This is a genomic window from Streptomyces sp. NPDC086554 (assembly GCF_040686095.1).
GTDB lineage: Bacteria > Actinomycetota > Actinomycetes > Streptomycetales > Streptomycetaceae > Streptomyces.
On sequence record NZ_JBFBJK010000025.1, the window covers coordinates 1 to 13,973 of the forward strand.

Annotated in this window: 11 protein-coding genes and 1 riboswitch; of the genes, 4 read left to right on the plus strand and 7 right to left on the minus strand. The window is 69.8% G+C overall.

The features are described 5' to 3' along the window. The coding region (locus AB0O76_RS33605) for a GNAT family N-acetyltransferase (protein ID WP_365499164.1) at nucleotides 1-1,952 on the minus strand (1,952 nt) is incomplete at its 3' end. Between the two features lie 129 nt (nucleotides 1,953-2,081). Between AB0O76_RS33605 and AB0O76_RS33610 the strand changes: the two genes are divergently transcribed. Further along, nucleotides 2,082-2,363, plus strand: coding sequence for an HPr family phosphocarrier protein (locus AB0O76_RS33610; protein WP_361816791.1), 282 nt, complete (start codon nucleotides 2,082-2,084; stop codon nucleotides 2,361-2,363). Nucleotides 2,364-2,558: 195 nt separating this feature from the next. On the opposite strand, the gene AB0O76_RS33615 is transcribed toward AB0O76_RS33610, so the two are convergent. The 4 genes from AB0O76_RS33615 to AB0O76_RS33630 form a co-directional block, all read right to left on the minus strand. Beyond that, complete coding sequence (locus AB0O76_RS33615; protein WP_365499167.1) at nucleotides 2,559-3,263, minus strand: GntR family transcriptional regulator; 705 nt, start codon at nucleotides 3,261-3,263, stop codon at nucleotides 2,559-2,561. Nucleotides 3,264-3,483: 220 nt separating this feature from the next. Then, on the minus strand, nucleotides 3,484-4,284 hold the full coding sequence (locus AB0O76_RS33620) for a M23 family metallopeptidase (protein WP_365499170.1): 801 nt from the start codon (nucleotides 4,282-4,284) through the stop codon (nucleotides 3,484-3,486). A 12-nt stretch (nucleotides 4,285-4,296) separates the two neighbouring features. Continuing rightward, a riboswitch (cyclic di-AMP (ydaO/yuaA leader) is annotated at nucleotides 4,297-4,459 on the minus strand. A 216-nt stretch (nucleotides 4,460-4,675) separates the two neighbouring features. After that, on the minus strand, nucleotides 4,676-6,061 hold the full coding sequence (locus AB0O76_RS33625) for a pitrilysin family protein (RefSeq protein WP_365499173.1): 1,386 nt from the start codon (nucleotides 6,059-6,061) through the stop codon (nucleotides 4,676-4,678). Beyond that, complete coding sequence (locus AB0O76_RS33630; protein ID WP_365499176.1) at nucleotides 6,058-7,407, minus strand: pitrilysin family protein; 1,350 nt, start codon at nucleotides 7,405-7,407, stop codon at nucleotides 6,058-6,060. The genes AB0O76_RS33625 and AB0O76_RS33630 overlap by 4 nt, the downstream gene beginning before the upstream one ends. 214 nt (nucleotides 7,408-7,621) lie before the next feature. On the opposite strand from AB0O76_RS33630, the gene AB0O76_RS33635 reads away from it, so the two are divergent. Beyond that, a complete protein-coding gene (locus AB0O76_RS33635) occupies nucleotides 7,622-10,075 on the plus strand; it encodes a DNA topoisomerase IV subunit A (RefSeq protein WP_365499179.1) in 2,454 nt (817 codons plus the stop codon). A 15-nt stretch (nucleotides 10,076-10,090) separates the two neighbouring features. Here the strand turns inward: AB0O76_RS33635 and AB0O76_RS33640 are convergent, their stop codons facing one another. Next, nucleotides 10,091-11,140, minus strand: a complete 1,050-nt coding sequence (locus AB0O76_RS33640) for a GTP-binding protein (protein WP_365499182.1) — start codon at nucleotides 11,138-11,140, stop codon at nucleotides 10,091-10,093. Between the two features lie 468 nt (nucleotides 11,141-11,608). Between AB0O76_RS33640 and AB0O76_RS33645 the strand changes: the two genes are divergently transcribed. Together AB0O76_RS33645 and AB0O76_RS33650 are read left to right on the plus strand one after the other, a co-directional pair. Then, on the plus strand, nucleotides 11,609-12,175 hold the full coding sequence (locus AB0O76_RS33645; RefSeq protein WP_365499185.1) for a DUF6082 family protein: 567 nt from the start codon (nucleotides 11,609-11,611) through the stop codon (nucleotides 12,173-12,175). A 112-nt stretch (nucleotides 12,176-12,287) separates the two neighbouring features. After that, on the plus strand, nucleotides 12,288-12,524 hold the full coding sequence (locus AB0O76_RS33650; RefSeq protein ID WP_365499188.1) for a hypothetical protein: 237 nt from the start codon (nucleotides 12,288-12,290) through the stop codon (nucleotides 12,522-12,524). A gap of 181 nt (nucleotides 12,525-12,705) precedes the next feature. Here AB0O76_RS33650 and AB0O76_RS33655 read toward each other — a convergent pair whose 3' ends face one another. After that, nucleotides 12,706-13,887 (minus strand): citrate synthase/methylcitrate synthase, encoded by a 1,182-nt coding sequence (locus AB0O76_RS33655; protein WP_365499191.1) that lies wholly within the window; start codon nucleotides 13,885-13,887, stop codon nucleotides 12,706-12,708. Between the last annotated feature and the right edge of the window lie 86 nt (nucleotides 13,888-13,973).

The window sequence follows — 13,973 nt, forward strand, 5'->3', positions numbered from 1 at the left end:
ACGTGTGGGCCCGCCGCCGCTGCCCCCACCCGTCCCGCAGGGCGGGACGGGTGGGCACAGCGCCCGCTGCCAGTAATCGGACCAGGGGCGTCGGGCCGGGTACGGGCAGCGGCGGCCAAGGCCTCGGCGAGCCCGCCGAGTTCCACGTGGACCACCGCCACCGGTTTCGCGGGGCACCCTTCTGTAGCGGCTCGCAACTCACTGGCCAGCGTCTCCGGAGAGGCCGTGACACCGTCCTCCCCCACCCAGGGGATAGCGGTGACGATCACGGCATCACACGTCTCGTCGGAGAGCGCATCGGACAACGCGGCCCGGAAGTCCGCCGGGGCCGCCCCGGTGGTCAGATCCACCGGCGGCAACGGCCGCAGCCCATCGGCGACGCAGGCATCGTACGTAAGAAGCCCCAGCGACTCGGAGTTCCCGAGAATCGCCACCCGCGGCCCGGAGGGCAACGGCTGCCCCGCAAGCAGCAGCCCCGCGTCGACCATCTCCGTGACGGTGTCGACCCGGATGACGCCCGCCTGCCGCAGCAGCGCCGACACCGTGGCGTGCGGAAGCCGTGTCGCCTGCACCGCGTGCCCCGTGGGCGCGATCCCGCTGTGCCGGGCCCCTTGCACCACGACCAGCGGCTTCGCGGTCGCGGCCCGCCGCGCGAGGCGGGTGAACTTGCGCGGGTTGCCGATGGATTCGAGGTACATCAGGGCGACATCGGTGTCCGGGTCCTCGTACCAGTACTGAAGGACGTCGTTGCCGGACACGTCCGCGCGGTTCCCGGATCCGACGAACGTCGCCAGGCCGGCGCCCCGCCGGTGCAGCCCGGACAGCAGGGCGATGCCGATCGCGCCGGACTGGGTGAAGAGGCCGATCCGGCCGCGCTCGGGGGGATGCGGGGCCAGCGAGGCGTTGAGCCGCACCTCCGGGGACGTATTGATGACACCGAAGGCGTTCGGACCGAGGATGCGTATGCCGTACGACCGCGCCTGCCGCACCAGCTCCCGCTGCCGCTCGCGCCCGTCGGCGCCGCTCTCCGCGTACCCGGCGGAGATCACGACGAGGCCGAGCACCCCGCGCTCACCGCAGTCGGCGACGGCCTGCGGAACGCGCTCGGCGGGCACGGTGACGACGGCGAGCTCGACGGGCTCGTCGATGTCCAGGACGGAGCGGTACGCGGGCACCCCGTCGACCTCGGCGCCGTCGTCGAACGCGGTGTTCACCGCGTACAGGCGCCCCGTGAAGCCCCCGTCGCGCAGATTGCGCAGCACGCTGCGCCCCACGCCGCCGGGCGTGCGACCGACACCGATCACGGCGACCGAGCCCGGTGCGAGCAGCCGCTGCACGGACCGCGCCTCGGCGCGCTGCTCACGGGCGCGCTGCACGGCGAGCGAGCGGTCGGTCGGCTCCAGATCGAATTCGAGGCGTACGACACCGTCCTCGAAGCTGCGCTTCTGCTGGTACCCCGCGTCCGTGAACACCTTGATCATCTTGGTGTTGGCGGGCAGCACCTCGGCGGCGAAGCGGCGGATGCCGCGCTCCCTGGCGACGGCCGCGATGTGTTCGAGGAGCGTCGAGGCCACGCCCCTGCCCTGGTGGGCGTCCTGCACGAGGAAGGCGACCTCGGCCTCGTCGGCGGGCGCGCTCGCGGACATGCCGCGCTCGTCGATGCGGTCGAAGCGCACGGTGGCGATGAACTCGCCGCCCACCGTGGCCGCAAGACCCACCCGGTCCACCTGGTCGTGATGGGTGAAGCGGTGGACGTCCTTGGCGGACAGCCGGGGGTAGGGCGCGAAGAAGCGGTAGTACTTCGACTCGTCCGAAACCTGTTCGTAGAAGCTGACCAGGCGGTCCGCGTCCTCGGCCGTGATGGGCCTGATCCGGGCGGTGCCTCCGTCACGCAGGACGACATCGGCTTCCCAGTGGGAGGGGTACGCGTGCCGGTCCGACGGGGTCTGCATGGGGCCAGCGTACGGCTCGCGGGGGTGACGTACGGTCTGTCGGAGACGGACCTGCGGCCGGCGGAGCACTCGCGACGGCATGAGAGACTGGTCTAGACAACTGTGAGACACCTGGAAGGGCAGCAACACATGGCTGAGCGCCGCGTCAACGTCGGCTGGGCCGAGGGCCTTCACGCCCGACCCGCCTCCATCTTCGTCCGCGCGGCCACGGCCGCCGGCGTCCCCGTGACGATCGCCAAGGCGGACGGCAACCCCGTCAACGCCGCCTCCATGCTCGCGGTGCTCGGCCTGGGCGCGCAGGGCAACGAGGAGATCGTGCTCGCCTCCGACGCCGAGGGTGCGGACGCCGCCCTCGACCGTCTGGCGAAGCTGGTCGCCGACGGCCTCGATGAACTCCCCGAGACCGTCTGACAGCGACTGTCGCACGCATACGCCGAAGGGCCCGCCCGAAACAGGGGGCGGGCCCTTCGGTGTATTCGCGTCCGCTTCCCGAGCACCGCCGAACGCAACCGAATAAAGGCAGGGGATATCGCCGAATGCGGGCAGCAGAAACAATCGCCTCGCAATCCCCCGCCGAATAGCACTTCTTTGTATACGGCGCCCCTGTTAATTCTGCAGGCTCACCGTGTTTACGACATGTTGCGAACCCCTCACGCGATCACGTTCCCGCTCCCTCTCGCCCCGCGGCGGAAACCGCAGCCGGTGCGCGGCCGTCGCCCGCTCCGTGTGCTGCGCGGTGAGCGCACGGGCCCGCTCCGCGTCGCCGCGCGCCACCGCGTCGACGATCGCGGCGTGCTCCGCCCAGGACTCCGCGGGGACGGCCGGCGTCTCGACGACGTACATCCAGGCGATCTTGTGCCGGAGCTGGGTGAGCAGCGCGGTGAGGCCCGGGCTGCCGGACGACTGGGCGAGCGTCTCGTGGAACCAGCCGCCCAGCGAGCGCAGATCCTCGCCCTGACCGCGCCGTGAACGCTCCTGGCCGAGCCTGACGAGGCCGCGCAGGACCTTCAGATGGGCCTCGGTGCGGCGCTGCGCGGCACGGGCCGCGGCCAGTGGCTCGAGGAGCATACGGATCTCCAGGAGGTCGGCCGCCTCCTGCTCGGTCGGCTCCGCGACGCACGCGCCCGCGTGCCTGCGCGTGACGACGAATCCCTCGGCCTCCAGGGTGCGCAGCGCCTCGCGCACCGGGACGCGGGAGACTCCGTAGCGGCGCGCGAGCAGTTCCTCGGTGAGCCGGCCACCCCGTTCGTAGACACCGGAGACGATGTCGTCCCGGATGGCCGTGCATACCGAGTGCGCAGGAATGCGCATGACCTGACCTCCGCCTTAATCCCCGCGAAACGCGGTCGATTGACGCTCATTCAGTGACTCTATTGCAGAGCATCTGAATTTCCGACGGCGGGTCGGAATCCATGGATATTTTTTGGCCAAGGGGGGCGTCGATCAAAGGCGAGCCCGGAACGACGAAAGCCCCGGCTCTCGATGAGCCGGGGCTTTCGATGAGCTTTCGGTGAGCTCCTGGTGATTCGGATCAGACGTTGACGCCGTGCGACCGGAGGTAGGCGACCGGGTCGATGTCCGAGCCGTAGTCCGGCCCGGTGCGGGCCTCGAAGTGGAGGTGCGGGCCGGTCGAGTTGCCGGTGGAGCCAGAGAGGCCTATCTGCTGGCCCGGGGTGACCGCCTGGCCGACGGTGACACTGAGGGACGACAGGTGGCCGTACTGGGTGTACGTGCCGTCGTTCATCTGGATGACCACGTTGTTGCCGTAGGCACCGCCCCAGCCGGCCTCGACGACGGTGCCGGAGCCGACCGCGTGGACCGTGGTGCCGGATGCGGCGTGGAAGTCGACACCGGAGTGGCTGCCGGAGGACCACATGGCGCCGCCGGTCTGGTAGCCCGTGGAGATGTACGAGCCGGTGATCGGGGAGACGTAGCTGTTGAGGCGCTTGCGCTCGGCCTCGCGGGCGGCGCGCTCCTTGGCCTCGCGCTCCTTCTTGGCCTTCGCCTTCGCCTCGGCCTCGGCCTTGCGCTTCGCCTCGGCGGCCCTCTTCTTGGCGGCCTCTTCGGCCTTCTTGGCGGCAGCGGCGGCGTCGGCGGCCTGCTGCTGGGCGGCGGCCTGCGCGTCGATGCTGGCGGCGAGCGAGTCGCCGACGGAGATCGCCTGAGTGAGGCCCGTCTTCTCGACCGCGGCCTCGTCGGCGGCGAGCGCCGGAGCGGCAAGGCCTCCGATGACACCGGTGGTGGTGAGGGCGGCAACGCCCGCCACATTCGCGGTGGTACGCGTGAGGCGGCTCGGGCGACGGTGCTTCCCGGTGGCACGGGTGAACGCCATGAAGCGGCTGATCCTTTCCTTCCTTCTCGCCTACCGGGTTAGCTGACGGGTTCGGAGCAGGAAGGTCTCCTACGGGTTCCTCGCCTCGCGGCAAGGTGCCCGATTCACCCCAGGGGACATGTGGGTCCCCGGCTCCCCTGGCTCGCGCCGTACGGGGACTCGGCGATGACTGTCCGGTGCCACGGATGCGGCGTACTGCATGACGAACAGCCGGACCAGACGCTAAGCGGGGCGTCTTTCCATCGCCAAACGGATCAGAGGTTTTGTAGCGCACGCCACAGGTCAGACACGTAACCTCCATACCAATTCGGACATATGAGGACCCCAGTGGCCAATTCTCGCCACTGGGGTCCTGATATGTCCTGACTGTCACTCAGCCCGTGACCGTCATTCAGCCCGTGACCACACTCACTTCACCGATGCCGAGGGCCTTGACGGGCTCCTCGATCTGCGCCGCGTCACCGACGAGGATCGTCACGAGCCGGTCGCCCGGGAAGGCGTTCACGACGGCGGCGGTGGCCTCCACCGTGCCGGTCGCGGCCAACTGCCGGTACAGCTGCGCCTGGAAGTCGTCCGGCAGGTGCTGCTCGACCTGGTCGGCGAGGGTCGCCGCGACGGACGCCGCCATCTCGAACTTGAGCGGGGCCACCCCCACCAGGTTCTGCACGGCGACATCGCGCTCGGCGTCCGTGAGGCCTTCGGCGGCCAGGGTTCGCAGCACCTTCCACAGGTCGTCCAGGGCCGGGCCCGTCGACTCGGTGTCCACGGAACCGCTGATGGCGAGCATCGCGGCGCCCGTGCCGTCCGGCGCGGAGCGCAACACCTGGGCGAACGCCCGTACGCCGTAGGTGTATCCCTTCTCCTCGCGCAGGACGCGGTCGAGGCGCGAGGTGAGGGTGCCGCCCAGGCAGTACGTGCCGAGCACCTGGGCGGGCCAGACGCGGTCGTGCCGGTCCGCGCCGATGCGGCCGATCAGGAGCTGCGTCTGGACGGCTCCGGGGCGGTCCACGATGACGACGCGGCCGGTGTCGTCGGCGGTCACCGGAGGCACCGGACGCGGCTCGGCCGTGCCGCCCGTCCAGGCGCCGAGGGTGTCGGCGAGGACGGCGTCCAGGTCGGTGCCGGTCAGGTCGCCCACGACGACGACGGTGGCCGTGGCGGGACGGACGTGCTTCTCGTAGAAGGCACGCACGGCCGCCGAGTCGATGGCCGTGACCGTCTCCTCGGTGCCCTGGCGGGGCCGCGACATCCGCGAGGTCGCCGGGAAGAGCTGCTTGGAGAGCTCCTTGGCGGCGCGGCGCGCCGGGTTGGCGGTCTCGTGCGGGATCTCGTCCAGGCGGTTGCTCACGAGGCGCTCGACCTCGCTGTCCGCGAAGGCGGGTGCCCGCAGGGCGTCGGCGAGCAGGCCGAGCGCCTTCGGGAGCCGGGAGACCGGGACTTCGAGGGACACCCGCACACCGGGGTGGTCGGCGTGCGCGTCCAACGTGGCGCCGCAGCGGTCGAGTTCGGCGGCGAACTCTTCGGCGGAGTGCTTGTCGGTGCCTTCGTTGAAGGCCCTCGCCATGATCGTGGCGACGCCGTCGAGGCCCGCGGGCTCGGCGTCGAGCGGCGCCTCGAGGTGGACCTCCACGGCGACGACCTGCTGGCCGGGGCGGTGGCAGCGCAGCACCGTGAGGCCGTTGTCCAGGGCCGAGCGCTCGGGCGCGGGGAAGGCCCACGGCCTCGCGGTGCCCGCCTGGGGCTGCGGGTGGAACTGCATCGTTGCGGCCTCGGTCACTTCGCCGCCTCCTCTTCGTCCGCTTCTTCTTCGGCGCCTTCGGGGGCGATGGGCTCGTACACGAGCACCGCGCGGTTGTCCGGGCGCAGGCGGGCCGCGGCAGCCGCCCGGACCTCCTCCGCGGTCACGTCGAGGACGCGCTGCACGGCGGTCAGGGCGAGCTGCGGGTCGCCGAACAGGACGGCGTACCGGCACAGTTCGTCCGCGCGGCCCGCGACCGTGCCGAGCCGGTCGAGCCACTCGCGCTCCAGCTGCGCCTGGGCGCGCTCCATCTCCTCGGCGGTGGGGCCCTCCTCCGCGAAGCGGGCGAGCTCCTCGTCGACGGCGGTCTCGATGACGGGGACCTCGACATCGCCGGACGTCTTCACGTCCAGCCAGCCCAGCGAGGGGGCACCGGCGAGGCGCAGCAGGCCGAACCCGGCCGCCACGGCGGTGCGGTCACGGCGTACGAGCCGGTTGTAGAGCCGGGACGACTCGCCGCTGCCGAGAACCGTCAGCGCCAGGTCGGCCGCGTCGCACGCGCGCGTGCCGTCCTCCGGGAGGCGGTAGGCGGCCATCAGGGCGCGGGCCGGGACCTCTTCCTCGACGACCTCACGCAGCTCCTTGCCGATGGTGTCGGGCAGCGAGCCGTCGCGGGGCGGCTGCTTGCCGTCGTGCGAGGGGATGGACCCGAAGTACTTCTCGACCCAGGCGAGCGTCTGCTCCGGGTCGATGTCGCCGACTACGGAGAGGACCGCGTTGTTGGGCGCGTAGTACGTACGGAAGAAGTTCCGCGCGTCCTCCAGCGTCGCCGCGTCCAGGTCGGCCATGGAGCCGATCGGGGTGTGGTGGTACGGGTGGCCCTCGGGGTACGAGAGAGCGGTCAGCTTCTCGAAGGCCGTGCCGTACGGGACGTTGTCGTAGCGCTGGCGGCGCTCGTTCTTCACGACGTCCCGCTGGTTCTCCATCGACTCGTCGTCGAGCGTGGTGAGCAGCGAGCCCATCCGGTCGGCTTCCAGCCACAGGGCCAGCTCGAGCTGGTGCGTGGGCATCGTCTCGAAGTAATTGGTGCGCTCGAAGCTGGTGGTGCCGTTCAGCGAACCGCCGGCTCCTTGCACCAGCTCGAAGTGACCGTTGCCGGGCACCTGCTTCGAACCCTGGAACATGAGGTGCTCGAAGAGGTGCGCGAGGCCCGTACGGCCCTTGACCTCGTGGCGCGAGCCGACGTCGTACCAGAGGCAGACCGCGGCGACCGGGGTCAGGTGGTCCTCGGAGAGCACCACGCGCAGGCCGTTGGCCAGCCGGTGCTCGGTCGCTGTCAGGCCGCCTGAGCCGGCCTCGGCCGTGGCCGTGTGACCCATGGGCATGTACGTCCCTTCGATCGCGGAAAAGCTGGATGTTCTGCCAGTCCTGCCACTGTATGCAAGCGTGCCGACAACCTGTGAAGTTCCCGCTCCGCGCTCGGCGTAGTCGGGTCCTAAGTCCGGGTCGTGGTCGGCGTTGTCAGTGGGACAGTCCACAATGGTCGGCGTCAGATCCCGTTGATGCCCTGGCAGACACCGTGAAGGAGCCGCAGCAGCGATGGCCCGCCGCAGCACGAAGACCCCGCCTCCCGACGACTCGTTCGAGGAGAAGATCCTCGACATTGACGTCGTCGACGAGATGCAGGGCTCCTTCCTCGAGTACGCGTATTCGGTCATCTACTCGCGCGCCCTGCCGGACGCCCGCGACGGCATGAAGCCGGTGCACCGCCGGATCGTGTACCAGATGAACGAGATGGGCCTGCGCCCCGACCGCGGCTATGTGAAGTGTGCCCGTGTCGTCGGCGAGGTCATGGGTAAGTTGCACCCGCACGGCGACGCGTCGATCTACGACGCCCTGGTGCGCATGGCCCAGCCCTTCTCCATGCGCCTTCCGCTGGTGGACGGCCATGGCAACTTCGGTTCGCTGGGCAACGACGACCCGCCGGCCGCCATGCGGTACACCGAATGCCGGATGGCCGACGCGACGTCCCTGATGACGGAGTCGATCGACGAGAACACGGTCGACTTCGAGCCGAACTACGACGGCCAGGAGATGGAGCCCGTCGCGCTCCCGGCGGCGTACCCGAACCTCCTGGTCAACGGCGCGTCAGGCATCGCGGTCGGCATGGCGACGAACATGCCGCCGCACAACCTGGGCGAGGTGATCGCGGCCGCCCGCCACCTGATCAGGCACCCGGGGGCGGACCTCGAGACGCTGATGAAGTTCGTGCCGGGCCCCGACCTGCCCACGGGCGGCCGGATCGTCGGTCTGAACGGCATCAAGGACGCGTACGCGGCGGGCCGCGGCACCTTCAAGATCCGCGCGACGGTCGCCGTGGAGAACGTGACAGCGCGCCGCAAGGGCCTGGTCGTCACCGAACTGCCCTTCACGGTGGGCCCCGAGAAGGTCATCTCCAAGATCAAGGACCTGGTCGGCTCGAAGAAGCTGCAGGGCATCGCCGACGTCAAGGACCTCACCGACCGCGCGCACGGCCTGCGCCTGGTCATCGAGATCAAGAACGGCTTCGTCCCCGAGGCCGTCCTGGAGCAGCTCTACAAGCTCACGCCGATGGAGGAGTCCTTCGGCATCAACAACGTGGCGCTCGTCGACGGCCAGCCCCTCACGCTCGGCCTCAAGGAGCTCCTCGAGGTCTATCTCGACCACCGCTTCAACGTGGTGCGCCGCCGCAGCGAGTTCCGCCGCGGCAAGAAGCGCGACCGGCTGCACCTGGTGGAGGGCCTGCTCGTCGCCCTCCTGGACATCGACGAGGTCATCCGCCTCATCCGCTCCAGCGAGAACTCGGCGCAGGCCAAGGAGCGCCTGATGCAGGCCTTCTCGCTGAGCGACATCCAGACGCAGTACATCCTCGACACACCACTGCGCCGTCTCACCAAGTTCGACCGCATCGAGCTGGAGTCCGAGCGCGACAGGCTCAGGACCGAGATCGACGAGCTGACCCGCATCCTGGAGTCGGACGCCGAGCTGCGCAAGCTGGTCTCCTCCGAACTGGCCGCCGTGGCCAAGAAGTTCGGCACAGACCGGCGCACGGTCCTCCTGGAGTCGGCGGGCACCCCCGCCCCCACCGTGTCGCTGCAGGTAGCGGACGACCCGTGCCGCGTGCTGCTCTCCTCGACCGGTCTGCTCGCCCGTACGGCCAATGGCGAGCCCTTCTCGGACGGCGACACCAAGCGCGTCAAGCACGACGTGATCGTCTCGGCCGTGCCGGCGACCGCGCGCGGCGAGGTGGGCGCGGTGACGTCCGAGGGACGGCTGCTGCGCCTCGCCGTGGTGGACCTACCGCAGCTTCCCGAGACGGCTTCGGCACCCAACCTCTCCGGGGGCGCGCCGGTTTCGGAGCTGCTCTCCCTGGAGGCGGACGAGAAGCTGATCTGCCTGATGACCCTGGACGAGTCCTCGCCCGGCCTCGCCCTCGGCACCGAACAGGGCGTGGTCAAGCGCGTGGTCCCGGACTATCCGTCCAACAAGGAGGAGCTGGAGGTCATCACCCTCAAGGAAGGTGACCGGATCGTCGGGGCGGCCGAGCTGCGCACGGGCGAGGAGGACCTCGTCTTCATCACGGACGACGCCCAACTGCTCCGCTACCAGGCCTCGCAGGTCCGTCCGCAGGGCCGTCCTGCGGGCGGCATGGCGGGCATCAAGCTTGCGGAGGGCGTCAAGGTCATCTCCTTCACTGCCGTGGACCCGGCCGTCGACGCGGTCGTCTTCACGGTGGCGGGCTCACGGGGCACGCTCGACGACTCGGTGCAGACGACGGCCAAGGTGACGCCGTTCGACCAGTACCCCCGCAAGGGCCGGGCCACGGGTGGCGTACGCGTCCAGCGCTTCCTGAAGGGCGAGGACTGTCTGAGCTTCGCGTGGGCGGGCCCGACGCCGCCGCTCGCGGCCCAGCGCAGCGGCCTGCCGGCCGAACTGCCGGAGATCGACCCGCGCCGCGACGGCTCGGGGGTGTCGCTGGCGAAGCCGGTGGCGGCGGTGGCGGGCCCGGTGTAGTCAGGTCTGGTCAGGTCAGTCGCCCTGCGGTTCCTGTACGTACCGCAGTACGCCCCACATGCCATGCTCATCGGCCTGTGGGGCGTACTCACGACAGGCTTCGAGCTCCTTCTCCAGGGCTGGTACGTCGATGCCCGACCCGATGAGCACGAGCTGCGTCAGCCGGGGCTCAGCTGAGGGCCACGGCTCGGGATAGAAGCGCAGAAACCTCCCCACGGCATGCACGGCGTACCGATTCTGCGGATCGGCGACGCCGAAATCGACGTACCCCTTGATGCGATAGAGCCCTTCGGGCCGGCTGTCGAGGAGGGCCATCAAGGGGCGGGGGGCGAGGGGCACTTCGGAGAGGAAGGAAAGGCTCTCGTAGGCGGAGTGCAGGTGGCCGTGATGGCCGTGCTCGTCCTCGCCGCCCTCTTCGTGCGTGTGCAGGTCGTCGAACGACAGCTGCCCGATCCGCTCCCCCACGGGCTTGCGGTCGAGAAGCAGCTCCACGTCGACGCGCCCGTACGAGGCGGGGACCACGGCCGCACGATCGGTGAAGCCCCGGACGACGCCGAGGATCCGCTCACGCTCTTCGTCGGGGACCCGGTCGGCCTTGTTGACGACGACAAGATCGGCGATCCCCAGATGCCGGTCGACTTCGGGATGCCGCTCCCTGGTGGAGTCGAACTCGGCGGCGTCGACGACCTCGACGAGCCCTCCGTACACGATGTGCGGGTTCTCGCTGGCGAGCACCATCTTCACCAGCTCCTGCGGCTCGGCGAGCCCGCTGGCCTCGATGACGATGACGTCGATCCGGGCGGATGGCCGGGCCAGCCGCTCCAGATACACGTCGAGCTCACTGGCGTCCACGGCACAGCACAGACACCCGTTGCCGAGCGAGACGGTGGAATCACCGAGCTGCCCTGCGACCGCCATGGCATCGATCTCAATGGACCCGAAGTCATTGACGATCGCCCCGATCCGGCTCCCTCCGCTGCGGTGCAGCAGATGGTTGAGCAGGGTCGTCTTGCCAGAGCCCAGGAAGCCGGTGAGGACGACGACCGGGATCTGCTGCTTGCTCACGTGCGACCTCTCGCATCGATACGTTCATGTCGGCGTCCCGCACTCGTCCGCGCCGTGCGCGGCAGCCAGGCCGGCGCCGGTTGCCGCGCCCGGCGCACATCGGCGCCCGCACCCGGCGCTCTGCATCCGTACCGGCGCGTGCCGCCGTCCGCGCCCAGCGCCCGAATCCCGCGCTCCGAATCGGCGCTCCGGGTCCCGTACGACGAATGAAGACGGCCCCAGGATATGTGCGCGTAGAAGCGCCGCGAAGTGAACGATTGTTAGCGGCGCTCGCGGGGCACACATTGGGCACGGCGTCGGGACGCGCGGCCACCGCATCCTCCTGTGCGCCTCCTCTCCGCCTCCCTGCCGATCAGCGCCGCTCGGCACCCTGGGAGACGGCAAGCGCGCCGCCCACCGCTCGCCGGTCCGCTCCCTGTCGACCCGCACCCGACGACCGGCGGACGGTCGCCTGATTCGGGGGTTGACATGGCCACACAGATGTTTGGCATACGGGGACTGGGTTCCGCCACCGGGGCGGGACTCGCGTTCGCGGCGGGGGCCTTGGCCCTGCTCGCCGCGCAGCAGCGACGCTATGCGGAACTCCGCATACAGGTCGACCGCGCGGAGCGGGCCGACTGGCGCCGCACCATGATGGCGGAACAGCAGGAACTCCAGCTCTACCTGCTGCGCAAGGCGATCGACGATCCCGATCTGGCCGCCGTCTTCAGCATCGCGGAGGCGGACTCGCCCGCTCAGCAGCGGCAGTTCCTGTTCGCCAACGCTCTCTACACCAACGCCCTGCTGGCGTACCGCATCGGTGTCGTCAACTGGGAAGAACTGCACGGCCACCTTCGCGTGATGTGCGCCAATCCCATCTTCCGCCAGTACTGGCACGCCACCCGTCACCAGCGGGCCAGCCTCAAGGACTCGTCCGACGAGGCGAAGGTGGGACACATGACGGACGTCATCATCCATGACCTGGACGAATCCGAGTCCGACGAATATTGGGTGATCGGGCAACCGCCACCCGAGGACCAACCACCCGTCCCATAGGGCCAGTTGGATGAGTTGCGCGAGTAATCTGGGTGGCGTGAGGGGACCTGTGCTACGGGGATATAGCGTGTCCCGCTGTTACCCTCTCCGACCCTAAGGACCGGGATCCCCCTTGAAGATCGTGCGCCGCATCGGTGCGTCTCCACGCGACCGCGGAAGCCTCACCGGCGACACCTGCCCCGACATCTTCGAGCTCAGCGACGGCAACTTCGCTGTGATCGGGACAGAGGCCACAGCGGCGCTCGAGAGCGAGCTGCCCTCAGACGCCGCACGCGCCGACTATGAACGCATCGTCATTGTCAGCAGGGAGACACTCATCCGCGCAAAAGCGGACATCCCCAGCGAGTGAGGCTGGGGCTGCGCGCCGAGACAGCTTGCGCCCAGCCTCTCCCTCGAGGTCGGCACTCCGGTCACCCCGTTGAGGCCTGCCTCCGGAAAGCTCTCCACCCGCGAGGACGGGGGCCTCACCCTTCCCCCCATTCACCCAGTTGAGGTCCGGCGCGCGATCGCCGCCGGACCTCACATGTGCGTCAGGCCACCGGCAGCACCGGCACCGGCTCCGGCGGCACAGCCCCCACATACCGCGCCGCAGGCCGAATGATCTTCGAGTCCTCCGCCTGCTCCAGGATGTTGGCCCCCCAGCCCACCACCCGCGCCGCCGCGAACGTCGGCGTGAACATCTCGCGCGGCAGACCGCACAGCTCCATGACGACGCCCGCGTAGAACTCCACGTTCGTGTGCAGCTCACGGCCCGGCTTCAGCTCGGCGAGGATCGCCTCGACCTGGCGCTCGACCTCGACCGCGAACTCCACCATCGGCCCGCCGAATTGCTGCGCGATGCCCCGCAGTATGCGCGAGCGCGGGTCCTCGGTGCGGTAGACGGGGTGCCCGAAGCCCATGATGCGGTCCCCCGCGAGGACGCGTTCGCGGATCCAGCCGTCGATGCGGTCGGGGGTGCCGATCGCGTCGAGGGTGTCGAGGGCCCGGCTCGGCGCCCCGCCGTGCAACGGTCCCGACAGCGCGCCGACGGCTCCCACCAGGCAGGCCGCCACATCCGCGCCGGTCGATGTGATGACCCGGGCCGTGAACGTTGACGCGTTGAATCCGTGGTCAATGGTTGAGATCAAGTACTGCTCGATCGCCCGCGCGCGGTCCGGCTCCGGCTCCGAACCAGTCAGCATGTAGAGGTAGTTGGCGGCGTAGGAGAGATCCTCGCGCGGCTCGACGGGGTCGAGGCCCTGGCCAAGCCGGTACAGCGCGGTGAGCAGGGTCGGCACCACGGCGGACGCGGCCAGGGCGTCCGAGCGGCGCCGGTCGCCGGCGATGTCGTACACCGGGCGGAAGCCCCGCGCCGCCCCGAAGAGCGAGAGCGCGGTGCGCAGTCCGGAGAGCGGTCCCGACAGGACACTGGCGCGGGCTATGGCGGGCAGCGCGGCGCGCACCTCGTCGGGCAGGTGCCGCGAGGAAGCGGTCTGCGCCGCGAAGGCCGTCCGCTGCGCCGCGTCCGGCAGCTCGCCGTGGAACATCAGGTGCCATACGTCCTCGAAGCCGCGGGTCTGCGCGAGTTCGACGGCCGAGTACTGGCGGTAGTGGTAGAAGCCCTCGGATCCCCGGACGTCTCCGAGCCGGGTCTCGGTCACGACGACGCCCGCGAGTCCGCGGGGGACCTCCACGGGACCGGTGGGGGTGGTGGTGGAGCCATTGATCGGCATGTTCTTCCTCGACTTCCTCCCTGGACTTGATTCGACTGTCCATGCTTGACTCAATAGCTGTCAATATTGATTAAATCAATATCAGC

Bases quoted from the DNA above. Each gene is read 5' to 3' on its own strand.
- AB0O76_RS33610 (WP_361816791.1), top strand. From the start codon at position 2,082: ATGGCTGAGCGCCGCGTCAACGTCGGCTGGGCCGAGGGCCTTCACGCC.
- AB0O76_RS33615 (WP_365499167.1), bottom strand. From the start codon at position 3,263: ATGCGCATTCCTGCGCACTCGGTATGCACGGCCATCCGGGACGACATC.
- AB0O76_RS33620 (WP_365499170.1), bottom strand. From the start codon at position 4,284: ATGGCGTTCACCCGTGCCACCGGGAAGCACCGTCGCCCGAGCCGCCTC.
- AB0O76_RS33630 (WP_365499176.1), bottom strand. From the start codon at position 7,407: ATGCCCATGGGTCACACGGCCACGGCCGAGGCCGGCTCAGGCGGCCTG.
- AB0O76_RS33635 (WP_365499179.1), top strand. From the start codon at position 7,622: ATGGCCCGCCGCAGCACGAAGACCCCGCCTCCCGACGACTCGTTCGAG.
- AB0O76_RS33645 (WP_365499185.1), top strand. From the start codon at position 11,609: ATGGCCACACAGATGTTTGGCATACGGGGACTGGGTTCCGCCACCGGG.
- AB0O76_RS33655 (WP_365499191.1), bottom strand. From the start codon at position 13,887: ATGCCGATCAATGGCTCCACCACCACCCCCACCGGTCCCGTGGAGGTC.